At 59.1% G+C, this 13,537-nt stretch carries 13 protein-coding genes and 4 pseudogenes; 6 read left to right on the top strand and 11 right to left on the bottom strand.

Annotated elements, in window-relative coordinates:
• Nucleotides 1-169 precede the first annotated feature (169 nt).
• Nucleotides 170-538: a hypothetical protein gene (locus M3N55_RS15210; protein WP_249060685.1), complete on the bottom strand. Its 369-nt coding sequence runs from the start codon at nucleotides 536-538 to the stop codon at nucleotides 170-172.
• Between the two features lie 617 nt (nucleotides 539-1,155).
• Between M3N55_RS15210 and M3N55_RS15215 the strand changes: the two genes are divergently transcribed.
• Nucleotides 1,156-2,571 (top strand): IS4 family transposase, encoded by a 1,416-nt coding sequence (locus M3N55_RS15215; protein ID WP_249060686.1) that lies wholly within the window; start codon nucleotides 1,156-1,158, stop codon nucleotides 2,569-2,571.
• 411 nt (nucleotides 2,572-2,982) lie between these two features.
• Here M3N55_RS15215 and M3N55_RS15220 read toward each other — a convergent pair whose 3' ends face one another.
• A complete protein-coding gene (locus M3N55_RS15220; protein ID WP_249060688.1) occupies nucleotides 2,983-3,294 on the bottom strand; it encodes a WYL domain-containing protein in 312 nt (103 codons plus the stop codon).
• 9 nt (nucleotides 3,295-3,303) lie between these two features.
• On the opposite strand from M3N55_RS15220, the gene M3N55_RS16740 reads away from it, so the two are divergent.
• The 3 genes and pseudogenes from M3N55_RS16740 to M3N55_RS15230 all read left to right on the top strand — a co-directional run.
• Nucleotides 3,304-3,432: a hypothetical protein gene (locus M3N55_RS16740; RefSeq protein WP_283163997.1), complete on the top strand. Its 129-nt coding sequence runs from the start codon at nucleotides 3,304-3,306 to the stop codon at nucleotides 3,430-3,432.
• Between the two features lie 273 nt (nucleotides 3,433-3,705).
• Nucleotides 3,706-4,119 carry a hypothetical protein gene (locus tag M3N55_RS15225; RefSeq protein ID WP_249060689.1) on the top strand — a complete coding sequence of 138 codons (414 nt, stop codon included), beginning with the start codon at nucleotides 3,706-3,708 and terminating at the stop codon, nucleotides 4,117-4,119.
• A 357-nt stretch (nucleotides 4,120-4,476) separates the two neighbouring features.
• Nucleotides 4,477-4,620 (top strand): annotated as a pseudogene (locus M3N55_RS15230) (IS5/IS1182 family transposase); the annotation flags it as partial.
• 192 nt (nucleotides 4,621-4,812) lie between these two features.
• Here the strand turns inward: M3N55_RS15230 and M3N55_RS15235 are convergent.
• Together M3N55_RS15235 and M3N55_RS15240 are read right to left on the bottom strand one after the other, a co-directional pair.
• The gene (locus M3N55_RS15235; protein ID WP_249060694.1) at nucleotides 4,813-5,352 is read right to left on the bottom strand and encodes a histidine phosphatase family protein; all 540 of its coding nucleotides are present in this window, start codon (nucleotides 5,350-5,352) and stop codon (nucleotides 4,813-4,815) included.
• Between the two features lie 106 nt (nucleotides 5,353-5,458).
• Entirely contained in the window at nucleotides 5,459-6,061 is a 603-nt protein-coding gene (locus M3N55_RS15240) for an aldo/keto reductase (RefSeq protein WP_249060695.1), read from the bottom strand.
• Nucleotides 6,062-6,329: 268 nt separating this feature from the next.
• Between M3N55_RS15240 and M3N55_RS16875 the strand changes: the two are divergent.
• Nucleotides 6,330-6,542: pseudogene (locus tag M3N55_RS16875) on the top strand (IS1634 family transposase); the annotation flags it as partial.
• A 222-nt stretch (nucleotides 6,543-6,764) separates the two neighbouring features.
• Here the strand turns inward: M3N55_RS16875 and M3N55_RS15245 are convergent.
• The 5 genes and pseudogenes from M3N55_RS15245 to M3N55_RS15265 form a co-directional block, all read right to left on the bottom strand.
• Nucleotides 6,765-8,396: a hypothetical protein gene (locus tag M3N55_RS15245; protein ID WP_249060696.1), complete on the bottom strand. Its 1,632-nt coding sequence runs from the start codon at nucleotides 8,394-8,396 to the stop codon at nucleotides 6,765-6,767.
• Nucleotides 8,397-8,634: 238 nt separating this feature from the next.
• Nucleotides 8,635-9,384: pseudogene (locus tag M3N55_RS15250) on the bottom strand (IS110 family RNA-guided transposase); the annotation flags it as partial.
• Between the two features lie 2 nt (nucleotides 9,385-9,386).
• A pseudogene (locus M3N55_RS15255) lies at nucleotides 9,387-9,809 on the bottom strand (hypothetical protein); the annotation flags it as partial.
• A gap of 320 nt (nucleotides 9,810-10,129) precedes the next feature.
• Complete coding sequence (scpB, locus tag M3N55_RS15260) at nucleotides 10,130-10,726, bottom strand: SMC-Scp complex subunit ScpB (RefSeq protein ID WP_249060697.1); 597 nt, start codon at nucleotides 10,724-10,726, stop codon at nucleotides 10,130-10,132.
• Nucleotides 10,727-10,728: 2 nt separating this feature from the next.
• On the bottom strand, nucleotides 10,729-11,613 hold the full coding sequence (locus M3N55_RS15265; RefSeq protein WP_249060698.1) for a DUF1403 family protein: 885 nt from the start codon (nucleotides 11,611-11,613) through the stop codon (nucleotides 10,729-10,731).
• Between the two features lie 157 nt (nucleotides 11,614-11,770).
• Here M3N55_RS15265 and M3N55_RS15270 point away from each other — a divergent pair, with 157 nt between their 5' ends.
• On the top strand, nucleotides 11,771-12,880 hold the full coding sequence (locus tag M3N55_RS15270) for a tyrosine-type recombinase/integrase (protein WP_428982678.1): 1,110 nt from the start codon (nucleotides 11,771-11,773) through the stop codon (nucleotides 12,878-12,880).
• Between the two features lie 9 nt (nucleotides 12,881-12,889).
• Here M3N55_RS15270 and M3N55_RS15275 read toward each other — a convergent pair whose 3' ends face one another.
• Both M3N55_RS15275 and M3N55_RS15280 read right to left on the bottom strand, forming a co-directional pair.
• Nucleotides 12,890-13,243: a type II toxin-antitoxin system RelE/ParE family toxin gene (locus M3N55_RS15275; protein WP_249060699.1), complete on the bottom strand. Its 354-nt coding sequence runs from the start codon at nucleotides 13,241-13,243 to the stop codon at nucleotides 12,890-12,892.
• Nucleotides 13,230-13,505, bottom strand: coding sequence for a ribbon-helix-helix domain-containing protein (locus tag M3N55_RS15280; RefSeq protein WP_249060703.1), 276 nt, complete (start codon nucleotides 13,503-13,505; stop codon nucleotides 13,230-13,232). Before M3N55_RS15280 ends, M3N55_RS15275 begins: the two co-directional genes overlap by 14 nt.
• Between the last annotated feature and the right edge of the window lie 32 nt (nucleotides 13,506-13,537).

A 13,537-nucleotide genomic window follows, 5' to 3' on the forward strand; every position in this document is an offset into this window, starting at 1 on the left:
GCTTGTAGCTCAGCGGTTAGAGCTGTCCCCTCATAACGGATAGGTCGGGGGTTCAAATCCCTCTGGACACGTTACCGCAGGATTTCGCCCCGTCCGGCATTCTACCCCTGATTGGATATGGTCTAAGGTATCCTTCGCCCCGGCTTCGTGTTGAACCATTCGCGCGAAATCAGAACATCTCGGGCCGGTTAAAGGTAGTCCCTTCCGGGACCGGGGCGAAACTGGACCGGTATACCTCGTAGCGAGCGCACTCGTCGTCCCCCATGAAGTTCTGCCGGACCGAGACGCATTCCGCCTGGACCCGCTCACCGGACGTGGTCCGGAACCCGATATCCCCCACGGGATCGTCCATCTGGTACTGGGCGGTCCCGAAATGGTTCACCCCGTCGATGATAATCAGGTCGTCCAGCACGTTCCCTCCCGGATAGAAGGCGATCCGGATCTCCGAACGGTCCGGGGCGATACCGATCAGCTCGGCCGGCATGCAGCCGGCGAGAAGGGCGGAAGCGATGACGAGGGCGGAGGTAGTTTTGTACATGTAGGGTCTCCTATCTGGTCCCGCCGACATCGTTGCCCATCCAGACTGACAGATCAATGTCCGCTTCATTCCCGTTCGGTCAGCACCATATCATAATTCCACATATGGGCCGCGATGTGCTGCGCAGCCGGAGCCCCTGCCTCGATCATGACCCGTTTCACGATCCAATCCGTCAAACCCTGACGCGGGTGATAAGGGTAGATTCAGGTAGGAGGGCCAAAAAAACCGGCACCCCCCAACAACCGTCATAGGGCCGGAGCCGCTATCTGCGATGTCCGTAGACCCGGGACTGTCCAAGTGATGCATAACGTCGCGTCCAGCGCCGCTCCGCTTCGCGGTATCATAGAAGGCGAAAGAAGGGGGGCGACGCAGACGTCAGAAGGCTCCGTGTCGCAGGAGGCGTGGGCCACACGGTCACTTTCCCTTAAGGAAAGGGACACTAAGACTCTGAGCTTTATATATATTTTTCTGTACGCGAGGAGTCTTAGGGGGGATAACAGAACTTGCTGTTACCCACAAATCTGGTGCGGCGAATTGATTCACCCCCCGGACATGGTCTTGCCCAAGAAACCCCAATCATGATTCGTCATGTGGCACCGAATGATTGAGGTGCGAGGATGGGACAGAATTGGGTGGAAACTGAAACAGCTGAGTGTGATCTGGGAGATGTCCGGCTACACCGTCGTCTTGGGTTGATGCTGGAGGCTCTTGGTGATCGTCCGGGCAAATCGCTTCCCACGGCGTTCCAGGATTGGTCGAACACCAAAGCGGCATACCGTTTCTTTTCCAACGGGAGTGTCAGCGAAGACAAGATCCTTGAGGGTCATTTCGCCGCCTCTGCCCTGCGCATTCGAGCAACTGATGGACCCATCCTGATCCTGCAGGATACTACGGAATTCTCCTTCAAGCGTTCGGCTCCGGAGAAGGTGGGGTTCACTAAGATATCGACCGGACGCAAGCTGAAGGAAGGACGGTTCCAAAAACATGCGGTCTGCGGGCTCTTGATGCATGCCAGCATGGCCATTACGCCGGATGGTTTGCCGCTCGGGCTGACAGCGGCGAAATTCTGGTCGCGCAGCAAGTTCAAGGGGACTGCCGCTCTCAAACGCAAGATCAACCCAACCCGTGTGCCTATTGAACAGAAGGAAAGCATGCGTTGGCTCGACAATCTACGCCTGTCTACCGAATTGACAGGGGCTCCAGCGCGCTGTGTGCATATCGGTGATCGGGAAAGCGACATCTATGAACTCTACTGCCTGGCCGAAGAACTCGGGACGGGGTTCCTCGTGCGCAGCTGCGTCAACCGTCTGGCAGAAGATGGCGGCACAACCATTGCCAAGGTGATGGCTGAGGTACAATCCAGTGGCACCCACGAGGTTCGGTTCCGGGACGCGCAGGGCAAGGATCATTGTGCCAAGCTGTCTGTCAAGCACGCGACCATGACTGTCCGTCCCCCGATCGGGAAACAGCGGAAATACCGGCACCAAAACCTCCAGATAATCCATGCTGAGGAACTCAATCCGCCAGAAGGCAGAGCGCCCGTCTTCTGGAAGCTGATCACGAACCTGCCGGTCACGACCCATGCCGACGCTGTCCACAAGCTCGATTGGTACGCGTTGCGCTGGAAGATCGAAACTTTCTTCCGAACACTGAAAACCGGGTGTCGGATCGAGGAGCTGCGCTTGGCCACGGCTGATCGACTGGCTAACTGCATCGCACTGTGCTGCGTCGTGGCCTGGCGCGTATCATGGCTGACAATGCTCAGCCGCGATGCGCCGAAAGCATCGCCTGAGGCCGTCTTCACAGACACTGAGCGTAGCTTGCTTGAACGCGCGACGCCAGAACGCAAAAGTAAGGTGCCACGTGACCTGAACTTCTATGTCAGGGCCGTCGCGCGGCTCGGCGGCTATCTCGATCGCACATCGGATGCGCCACCAGGGACGACGGTCATATGGCGCGGCCTCTCCCGCCTCGCTGACCTTGCCGAAGGCGCTCGTATCGCGGAAGCACCACCAGCAGAAACTTATGGGTAACTGCAAGCACAATCGGGCGGTTACAGCGATTACAGGCTGTAACGGAGATTGTAACTGAATAAGATACTGAAATAGCTTCATTTTTCGTCTTTAGTTACGCCGTTACAAGAAAATGCCGGATAAGTGTGTTGAAGATCGCCGCGTTCTAGGTGTTATAATCTGTCTGGTCCTTGGACACTTGGACATCATTGATTTATTTGATAAAATATCTCCAAGGAGCGTTCCTGTCCAAGTTGGACCGCAAAACTCGGGTTCAGCGCCGCCCACAAGCGGTCGTTTCGGGCTGGACCGGTCATCAGGGTATCCGGCGCAGATCTGGCCACCGTCAAGGATGGACATAGTCGCGTAGCCCCGCAGGGGCAAGGACCTCGACCTTGTCGCTCCATTGATAAAGAACCAGGCCATCTCCAGCTAGCCCGCCGCGTAGCAGCGCACGATCAGGCTGCCGTCATCCTGCAGCGCCAGTAGCTGATCGGGGTGGAACCGGAACCCAGCGGCCCATTCGGCGGCCTCAGGAGTAAATCGCCAGACGACCTCGCCATATCGCCCTTCCGTCTTATGGGCTCCGAAGGCCCGGGCGGCATAACGCTCGAGTGAACACCCCGGTTCCAGCGCGAAGCTCTCCTCGATGCAGGCGGCTGCCCGGATCCGGTCGATCCGGAACTGGATCAACTTCGGGCCGCGGCTCGGCTGGCGGGCGACCAGATAGGGACGCGGCCCCATCAGCATATCATGAGGCTCGACGATGTGGGCGGTCGCATCCGGCTTGTCATAGACAATACACTGCCGGAACGGTCCGGGCAGCAGCTCGACCGACAGGACCGGTCAGGTGACCCGGCCCGGTCCGAAGGTCTAGAATAAGATCGACGCGGGCGACAGCGTCACCCCCAGCGGTGATCCGCAGCCCGACCGCTATCGCGCCAGCATCACCGCTCTGCGCGAGCGCTGTCTGCGCGCGGCCTCAGTTCTGCTCGCACCCGCGGACTACCTGACCGAGATCCGCCCTGTTCCAGCAGCTTGCGCGACTGTAGACGCCGGTTGGGGCGAAAAATGCTTGTCCAGTGAGCAAAATCAGGCGATTTTCACGTTAGCCAGCATGCCACTTGGGGAATGCCGGCTTAGATGGAGTCAACAGTGGCTAGAAAACGTGGGGGGACCAAGATATATTGTAGAGGTTGTGGGGCTGTAACTATTTGTGCCTCGCTCCCATATGATGGGCGGCAGCAGGTAAACAAGATACAAGACTTTGATCTTTGGTACTTCGCCAGATTGCGGGAATGTCAGAACTGCGGAGATCAGTTTGTAACCTGCGAAGTCGATTCATGGTGGATCGGGAATATTGAGACTGAAATAAAGAATTTGAAGGCCGATCTCGAAGAGAAAATCGAAAAGGCTCTTGGTGCAAACGAGCTCGTCCGAAGCTGGGGTGGTGACCTCGATAGAAAAATATATTCCATTGAACGCGACCTAGAAGATCTTCAATCCTTAGCGGAAAAAATAAAACTTACGACCGAACGTTGGCGTTTTTTGAAAATCACAAAGGAGTAGGAGCCCACATTCCCCAAGTAACCCGTTTATTCCACCGTCATGACCTTGATTAATTATCTATAAATCATTGGGTTGAAGGATCTGAGGGACGTACTTCATGGATCAACCAATGGGCGTGCGCCATCCACCGACTGCGAGCGCCACCGCTGCGCTGACAAACACCGCCGCTGAGCCGCCGCGCATTATTCGGCCTAGTGTTCCACGCCTAACATAAGATTCCCAAGAGCACTCTGCCATGCGATATTTGGTGTATGAGGCCTCATCGGAAGGTTTCTTCGTAGAACCACGCTAAGGGGCTCTGTTGCACAAATCCTGTGAGGGATTCATCTCGCGAATCCAGCGTGGTAGCTGGATTGCATGAGCAGACCGACACCACCGACCTACAAGACCAGGCACTGGCCAGCCTATAACGAAGCGCTCAAGCGCCGCGGCTCGCTGACGATCTGGTTCGATCCCGAGATGAGCTGGGATGCCGCGCCGTCAGGCAGGCGTGGCCGCCAGAGTCATGGACCGACAGGCTTCGAAGTCAGGTGCTCTGATGGTGTTTCGTGTGTCAAATGCTCGAGGGGAGGCTCTTAGCTCCGCCTTGGGTTGCGTTGGATGATGCAAAACAGATCACCCTATCCTTGGGCCGCTATACTGCGCTGACGCGCGAGCGGTCGCTCGCCGGTGCCGCGTCTGCACGGTCCGATGTCAGGGTGGCGGCAAGCGTGTGATGACGGTCAGCCGCCCGTTCGAGGGTCGCGTCAGAACGATCTCGCCAGAGCGCGGTGTTATGCCGGTCAGCGCCGTGATGTTGACCTGATGGGTGACCAGCAGAAGCCGCTTGCCGGGATTTGCGGCGATAAACGCCAGCGTCTCGGCGGTCTGGGCTGGACCTGTGCTGCGATCAGCAAAAAACGAATTCAAATGGGGCGCGTCGATGGGCGCGCCGAGCCCCAATTCCATGGCAGTGTCGCGCGTCCGGCACCACTGGCTGGTATAGACCGCGTCAAATTCGATGCCCGCATCGCGAAACCGCGCACCGATTGCCCGCGCTTCCGTACGCCCTGCCTCTGACAGATTGCGCTGGGTCGCACATTCATTCAGCCGGAACCCGCTCGGATCGCCGCCGCCCGGTGCGGTTGCGTGGCGCATCAGCGCGATCACGCCGGGTTCGCGGAATGCACCCAACGGATCGGCCATCGCGAGACTGGGCACAAGGGCAAGGATCAAAAGGATCAGTTTCTTCATGGGGTAAACGTATTTTGAAAGGCGCGGCCTTCAAGTTGGTTGGTAGCTGCCCATGTTATGCGCTGGTGCCCATCTTGTGACTGGCGCGTGTCGCTGCAACGCCGCCTTAGCAGTAGCGCTCTACCCCCACGATCTGCGCGTCCGAATAGCGGTCGCCATGGGCAAAGCCTGCAGGCAGCAGGCGCGCGATCTCGGCGCGGTCCTCGGGTGTGAACCGGATCGTGTCGGCCTGTGCCCACTCTGCCAGATTGGCTGCGCTGCGCGTGCCCGGAATGGGCAGGATCGTCTCGCCCTGATCGAGTGTCCAGGCGATGGCCGTGGCCGCTGTGGACCAGCCGCGCGCGGCGCAAAATGCCTGAAACCGCGCGATGATGGCGGTGTTCGCCGCAAAGTTGGGGGCGATGAAGCGCGGGTTGAACTTGCGGAAATCGCCCTTCGGAAACTGCGCGGGGTCGGGGAAGCGGTCCGCAAAGATGCCGCGCCCAAGGGGCGAGAACGCCACGAACGTGATCCCCAACTCCGCGCAGGTCTGCAGCACGCCCAATTCGGGCTGCCGCGTCCAGAGCGAATATTCGGACTGCACGGCGGCGACCGGATGGACCGCATGGGCCGCGTGGATCGTGTGCGGGGCGACCTCGGATAGGCCGATCGCGCCGATCTTGGGGTCTGATGCCGGGGAGTGCAGAATCCTACGTTTAGGCAGTTTCACAACGTGACAAGCATGTCCCTTTGTGAATTTTTTATTATGACATGGGTTATGAGATGGATTGTTGCCAGTTCTGATCGGTTTTGGCACAGTTTCCCAAACCCTCGTTTGTGAAAGACTCGGAAAAGACAACGGCCTTATATTGTTGGCCTTCCCCGCGACCACAGGGCGTAAGCGTAGGATCCTGCACTCCCCGGCATCAGACCCCTAGCGCGGCCGATCTCGAAAGTTCCATATCGGTGAGGTCCGGCGGAGGGGATGCCTCGGATGACTCGCCCTTGTTCTGTATCGCATTCTTCGCATGCGCCTGAAGGCTGCGCAAAGCCCCGTGTCGCCGTCAAGATTGTTGAAATCGCTGAGCAGGATTCAGAAGCATACTGTCCATGTGGGTGCAAATGCATATCACGGAATAACCCGCCCCGAGCCCGAACAGCTAGACCTGTTCAGGACTTTGAACATCGAGCTGCCAAAGCAGCCAGCCTGATCTGTTGTGTCATTTCTTGAGACCAAGTTTCAAGAAAATTAATCACTTAAAACCCTGAAGTGTTAAAGTTGGGCTTCCTCCATCGCAGACCGACGGCACTTACAGTCATGCGAGCAGGATACAGCCTGAACCGTCATGCGCGCGCCGCTGGAAAAAGACATGCGGTCTTACGGAGCAACCGACCACATGGGCACCAAACCAAGGCCTCATGAATTATCCAGCTTAGCTAGGGGTGATTGCTAGCAGGTATTGTGCGCCAAGGCTGTGTTGCACGGCAAACCCGTAGATGAAGCACACTGATAGGAACAGGATCAGAATGATCGACCATACAGAGTTATGGCGCAACTGCGACGCCTTGTCGAAGCTGAAGGAAATGCGGATTTCCGCGCCCTCGTCATAAGCGTAATAGGGCAGGGTGAAGCGTTGCGCGTTCAGGTCGACCAGGTAGAAGAACCCATAGAGGATAGACGGGACGAAGCAAAAGGTGAACAAGTCGTGTTGCCAGCCTATCGGACGGCTGGACACCGCGATTACGCTAGCTGCTAATAGCCCGAAGGCGACCGAGAAAAGGTTCGATACCGATAGCCCGCGCACCCGAGAGGCGCAGATCAGCCCGACCGGTTCGATGATCTGCGAGTCGTTGGACAATCCAGAGATGTGCCGCGCCTTGCGTTTTAGGGAATAAGGGTTGCGTTCTGTAATCAGCTCTTGCAGGGCACTGCGCAACGCCGGGTTACCCAGTGCCAAGGCACGCGTATAGGCAGAGGAATAGAGCGCTGCTTCCTGTCCGCTACGGGTCGAGACACGTTCCAGCAGAAACGCGAGTGTGATGGTGACGAAAATGACCAGCACTGCGAGCGTGTCGTAATAATCCACCATAGCAAGCGGTTGCAGCAAGATGCAGATCACGCCTGTTACCATCAGCCCTGCCACCCCGTATCTATAGCCCCAGCGTTTCTCGGTTTCTAGCGAGGCCAACAGGTTGCAGCCTACGATCACCCCGATACCTGCGGCTTCTAGCGGGGTCAGCAGTGATGCCGTGAAAAGGCAGAAGAACACGGTCGAAAAGACCGGCGTAAAGAACCAGATATACAGGTCGGTGCTGCGGCTGATCTTGAGCGTGCCGAAAGAGAACGAAATGGCCGAGGCCACGTTGATGACGAATATAAGCAAAGGCGCAAGCCACACGCTATCTATCGTCAGCACGGCATTGGGCATGTTTAGGAAGACCAGCATCAGCGGCACAAGCGGCAGAATCTGCGCATACATCAGGAAGAAGGACAAAACCGGCCCGATCCCATGTCGTTGTTTAGCGCGTTGCACATACACAGCTTTGAACGCCGACCCGAAGGCCATCGCCAGCATTGCAAGGATCGGCAGCACAATGCCCGGAAGCCCGCCATCCATGGCGAACCCTTTCCCAATCGACGGGCCAGCCACCAGAAGCAGCCCAAAGAGAGCAAAGGCGCCCACCGCGTAGTCGAATGGCGACATGGACCGCGTGCGCCCGATGCGGAATAGCGGGAAAAGTATGGCGCTGAAAATGGGCCATGCCTCTGCTGTGACCAAGGCAAAAATCGGGTTAGACACGGTCTTGGCCTGCGCCATCAGCACCAGAAATCCGAAGAATCCTGCAAGGTTCAGCAGTGAAAACCCAAAGAGCCATGGGTCCAGCAGCGCCGCACGCACCCCTTTTTGGGGCAGGAAGCGCAGGGCGACCAGAACCGATGCCGCGACCGTCAGAAGCGTAACCAGAAGTGCGTCGTTCAGCGGGCTTTCCCCGGTCAGGAAAATGACTACCGGGATCAGCGCATAAAGCACGGACGAGATCAGGAAATAGGCGGGTGTATTCATGGGCACAAGCAGTGACAAATCTACGGTACTGTTTCAGACCATGGCCCCGCAGGCAAGCTGCGATACTCGCCTCAGCCCGAATAGTAAAAGGGCGCCTTGGGACTTCGGTAAGCCTGCGCCTTCAGGCGCGGCCTATCTCTCCTTTTGCTTCAAATCTCTTTTGTGCATGGGTGCCATGGAGACGCGTAGGCTATGCGGCGGCTGTCGCGGCCGCGGTGTCAGCACGGGTGAAACGAAATTACGTGCTGTCTTGCCGCATACGGTGCAGAACCACCCCAATCCGACGCGCCAGCGCAACCGTGGCGCGCTTTTTGCCGCGCCGCTTGGCGACAGCCCATGCCCAGGCACTCAGCCAATTCGGCCGGCCGCTATGCAACATCACTGTCGCGGCTTGATAAAGCGCCGTGCGAAACCTTGCGTCGCCGGCCCGGGAGATTTCGCCAATGATGTCGCGTTCTCCGGATCGCTCGCGCCGCGGGGTCAGACCAACCCAAGGACCAAAATTCTTGGAGGATGAGAAGTGATCAGGATCATCGATCGCAGCCTTGTAGATCAAAGCGACAAAGGCGCCGACCCCGGGCATGGTCATTAACTGACGGCAGACCGTATCAGATTTGGCATGATCACGCAGCAACTTCTCCATCCCTGTCAGCTCCTGACGCAGCGCGCGGCGCGCGCTCAGGATGGGGTTCGCTGCTGCTTCCAGCATTGGGTTGCCCTCGGTCAGCTCCAGCACCCGTTGCTCAAAGCGTCCCTTGGCCATCTGTCCCATCTTCAGCCCGAAATTGCGCAGCACCCTACGGATTGACAACTCCAGCGAGAGGGTCGCTTGTTGGATCGCCTTACGCGAGGACAGCAGTGCGCGCATCTCCTGCGCCGACAGGGATTTGCAGTGGACCGGCCGGAACCAGCCCATCTGCAAGAGCCGGGCGATCCCTTCGGCGTCGCGTCGGTCTGTTTTGATTGGCATCGCCTTCAGCGCACCCTTACCCCTCCCATTGCCAGAGGTGCAAAGACCGCTCCCTTGCCCTCGCTGGCCGCGATCCGCGCGGCCGTGACTGCCGCTTCCATTCGATCGCCTTGCTGCCCAAGGCCTGCAAAGCTCCAGAGGTGATAACCCACACAAGCACGGGTTATCGGGTGAAGATCAGCGGCTTGCGCTATTACGCCCGTCCAGCCTCCCGCGCGGTCCGCGAATGGCTCCGCTTCATCGGCCATGTTTTCGGGATCTCGACGGTCTAGGAACGCAGAAAGGTCTGTCTCGGGGCCGGGACCGCCTGTCAGACTTCTCACGGCCCATCCGACACGCGCAAGCGCGGCGGTGTCTTCCTGAACGCCTGAGAGGCGCATAGAGATCCAGAGCGCCAGTCGATCTGGGCCGATCCAGTCACCCGCGAAACAGCTGAGGTCAGCCTGCTTTCAATTTGGAAAACAGCACATGTCCATCGCGCGCCTCTCCCATCGGGATCGCTATCAGCTGTTATGGCAAATGACGGAAGGGCGGTCGACGCCGTTCGAAATGCGAAAAAGTCCTGCGATCATTTATTGGAAACGCATCGCTCTGGTTGCGCCAGCTTGGAGCGGACTGATCACATCATTCAGCGATGCCGTCCTGCCTCGGCCCAAAACTGGGCCTTGCTCTACCACCGCTGGCCCGAATTTGGCAGATCTCGTTCAAGCGGCCGCGCGGCTCCATCAGAAGCAGCAGGCGCTATGAAAATTCCCGGTGAGTTTCAGGCGCGCGCGGCCAACCCGGCGTCATTCAGCTGTTCAGCGTCTGGCAGGTCGCGCAAGCTCTCCAGCCCGAAAGCTGCGAGGAACGCGTCTGTGGTCACGAAGGTATAGGGGGCACCACGACGCGGCGCGCGCGGTCCAGTTCCAATCAGACCGTGTGCATGCAGCCGCCCGATCAGGTCCCGGCTGATCTCTTTGCCGAAGATATCCTTGAGCCCGTCGCGGGTGATCGGCTGGTGGTAGGCGATGGCCGCCAAAATCGCGACGTCGAACTCGTTCAGGTCCAGCAGTTGGTCGCTCACATCGGCGGCGGCGCGGATCGCGGGCGCGTAGACAGGTCGCGTCCGGAACATCCACCCCCCGGCGACTTGGGCAATCTCGAACGCCCGCCCTTCCAGATCGGCGGCAAGGTCTTCCAATAGAAGATCAATCGAGGCCGACGGACCCACCACGCGCGCCAGATCCTCGCGCGGTACAGGCGAGGCAGAGGCAAACAGCACCGCCTCGATCCGCCGCATCCATTCGCGCCAGCGCAGCTCCGGCGGCAGGTCGGATAGTTCGCGGTCAAGCTCGGGTTCGGTGCGATCCTTTGCCATCGCTACACTCCGTAGAGCCGGAAGGTGTCGCGGCCGGTCAGCTCGCGCACTGCCTCAAGGTCAACCAGCCGGTCGCAGAGCCGCCGCGCAGCGCGATCCGGCAAAGGCAAGGCTGAGGGAGCGACCGCGTCCTGTGTCAGGAAGATCTCAACCGCGTCCCCGGCCCCCTTGGCTCGAAGCTTTGGTGCAACCCCTTTCAAAAGCGCAGCCCGACGCGCGAGGTCGACAGCCAGACGCGTGGCCTCGACCGCGGATGCGGTCACAGCGCGATGACAGGCCAGGCGCAAATCGTGGCCCCGCTGGCGCAGGTCTGTGCGTTTCAAACCCGCGGCCAGCAGTGGCACGACATGATCCCAACTAAGCGCCTGGGCGAGGGCGGCGTCGGCAAGGATCAACGCTGCTTCGTCTGCACGTGGTGCCTCGCGCAGAACGGCTTCCAGCGCCATCGCCGCACGGGTCACCGGCGCTCCCTTCCCCGTATCGAGCCATGTAGCAATCTGGCCCAACTTCAGGGTCGGCAAGGCTCGGCCCAGAGCCTTGATCGACACCGGCCGCTCCACCGCGCGCCGCCAGGCCAAGCAGGTTTCGCCGGCCGGTCCGGGAAGATTGCCCGGGCGCAGAAGATGCATCGCGTCGCGCAGATCCCCTGCCCTCTCAAAACGCCCCGAAAACGCCACGCAAGCCTCCGCTGCACGCAGCGCGAGGCGATCGCGCAACAAGGCGTGTGGCACTGCATTTTGTCCCAAGATACCATGCAGGCAGCTCAGTGCTGCACCCGACAAAAACACCTCATCTTCAATAGTTTCAGCACGCGCGGAGGTGACCCAGACGGGCATCTGAGGTAGCATGTCAGGGTCACTAATGTGATCTGGCCGCGCAAATTTCATGCTTGAAGCTTACACCTTCGCGGCGCTTTTAGCCAGTAAATAACGCACAAACCGCCTCACTCTATCTGCTACAATAATGTCCAATAAGTTTGCATTATCGGACGTAAAAGGATACGCTGCAGCACAGTCTCAAAATCAGTGGTTTTGCGGGGGAAGTATGTCGCCAGAACAGGAGAAATCGATCTCAGCGTCCATGGACACGCCAAACCGTACTCAGCACGACGAGAGCGCGCAAGAAAGAAGCGCGGGGATTGGCCTGCCCGCGCATGTTGCGGGCTCTGGTGCGCTGGATCAGCTGGTGCATACAGCACGCGACTATGCAAGTGCTGCGGCCTCCGAGAACACACTTAAAGCTTACGCCAAGGACTGGGCGCATTTCGCCCGCTGGTGCCGGATGCGCGGGGCGGACCCCTTACCCCCGTCGCCAGAGCTTGTGGGCCTGTATATTGCCGATCTGGCCGCACCCCAGGGCCAGGGCGCAACCAAACCCCCGGCTCTGTCGGTGGCGTCAATCGAGCGCCGCCTATCGGGGCTGGGCTGGGGGTATGCGCAGCGCGGGCTGCCGCTGGACCGCAAGAACCGCCATATCGCCACCGTGTTGGCCGGTATCCGGCGCAGACATGCCCGGCCGCCAGTGCAGAAAGAGGCGATCCTCGCTGAGGATATTCGCGCCATGGTCGCCACCCTGCCCTATGATCTGCGCGGTCTTCGCGACCGCGCAATTCTGCTGATCGGCTTTGCTGGAGGGCTACGGCGGTCAGAGATTGTCAGCCTTGACCGGCACAAGGATGACACGATGGACAGCGGCGGCTGGATCGACATTCTTGACGGTGGCGCACTGATCACCTTGCGCGGCAAGACCGGCTGGCGCGAGGTGGAAATCGGGCGCGGCAGCAGCGACCAGACCTGCCCTGTTCATGCGCTGGAACAATGGCTGCATTTCGGGCGCATCAGTTTCGGGCCGATATTCACCGGCGTCACCCGCGATGGCAAACGCACGCGAGACACACGGCTCAATGACAAGCACATCGCGCGATTGATCAAGGCTTGCGTGCTGGCGGCTGGCCTGCGCCCGGATTTGCCTGATGCCGAGCGCGTCAAACTCTATTCCGGCCACAGCTTGCGCGCGGGTCTCGCCAGCAGCGCCGAGGTGGATGAACGCTATGTCCAGAAGCAGCTCGGCCATGCCAGTGCTGAGATGACACGCCGCTATCAGCGCCGCCGCGACAGGTTCCGTGTCAATCTGACCAAAGCGGCGGGGTTGTAGCCCCCTGCCCTACTCTGTCGGACCCGAAAGCAAACGCGCCAGCATGTGGCGAATATGATCCTGCGCCCCGAAGAAAACCGCGATCACAACAACACAGGCCCGATCTTCGTCTGGCAGAAACCAGATCGCCGTCTTCTCAAGTCGAACGAAACGAAGATTTGCCCTGATGTCAGGACGTAGCGTTCCGATGAAGGGCGACTTCGCCAGCGTATCTATTGAAGACCGGATACCTCGGATCCGCGCAGCTGCCCGGTTGAGCGCCACATCCGGACCTTCGCCCAAGTCGACATATGACCGCGCGAGATGATCGAAAATCAGCTCGAAGTCCCATTCCGCTTCCGCCGAAAATTTAAGCTCCCACATTGCCCGACTTTTGTTTGCGGGCAATCATTTGCTCGATCTGGGCATCCATTTCACCGGCAGAGATTATCGACCCGGACATGCGTCTGTCCACGAGTTGCCGCAACGCAGCCAGTTCTAACTCTTCAGCCTCATTCTTTTGCCGAAGCAGTTCCAGACCCTGCTGTAGCACGGAACTGACGCTGGAATACTGCCCCGACTCTACGAGGGTTCGGGCAAAGCGCGCTTGCGGGTCTGTCAAGGAAATCGAAGATTTTACGGTCATGCCAAGGCTCCTTTGCTTAAACGGTAGCACCT

It is taken from the genome of Roseinatronobacter domitianus (assembly GCF_023336755.1).
In the GTDB taxonomy this organism is placed as follows: Bacteria; Pseudomonadota; Alphaproteobacteria; order Rhodobacterales; family Rhodobacteraceae; genus Roseinatronobacter; species Roseinatronobacter domitianus.

Bases quoted from the DNA above. Each gene is read 5' to 3' on its own strand.
- M3N55_RS15210 (WP_249060685.1), bottom strand. From the start codon at position 538: ATGTACAAAACTACCTCCGCCCTCGTCATCGCTTCCGCCCTTCTCGCC.
- M3N55_RS15215 (WP_249060686.1), top strand. From the start codon at position 1,156: ATGGGACAGAATTGGGTGGAAACTGAAACAGCTGAGTGTGATCTGGGA.
- M3N55_RS15220 (WP_249060688.1), bottom strand. From the start codon at position 3,294: ATGGGGCCGCGTCCCTATCTGGTCGCCCGCCAGCCGAGCCGCGGCCCG.
- M3N55_RS16740 (WP_283163997.1), top strand. From the start codon at position 3,304: ATGAGGCTCGACGATGTGGGCGGTCGCATCCGGCTTGTCATAGACAAT.
- M3N55_RS15235 (WP_249060694.1), bottom strand. From the start codon at position 5,352: ATGAAGAAACTGATCCTTTTGATCCTTGCCCTTGTGCCCAGTCTCGCG.
- M3N55_RS15245 (WP_249060696.1), bottom strand. From the start codon at position 8,396: ATGAATACACCCGCCTATTTCCTGATCTCGTCCGTGCTTTATGCGCTG.
- scpB (WP_249060697.1), bottom strand. From the start codon at position 10,726: ATGGCAAAGGATCGCACCGAACCCGAGCTTGACCGCGAACTATCCGAC.
- M3N55_RS15265 (WP_249060698.1), bottom strand. From the start codon at position 11,613: ATGAAATTTGCGCGGCCAGATCACATTAGTGACCCTGACATGCTACCT.
- M3N55_RS15270 (WP_428982678.1), top strand. From the start codon at position 11,771: ATGTCGCCAGAACAGGAGAAATCGATCTCAGCGTCCATGGACACGCCA.
- M3N55_RS15275 (WP_249060699.1), bottom strand. From the start codon at position 13,243: ATGTGGGAGCTTAAATTTTCGGCGGAAGCGGAATGGGACTTCGAGCTG.
- M3N55_RS15280 (WP_249060703.1), bottom strand. From the start codon at position 13,505: ATGACCGTAAAATCTTCGATTTCCTTGACAGACCCGCAAGCGCGCTTT.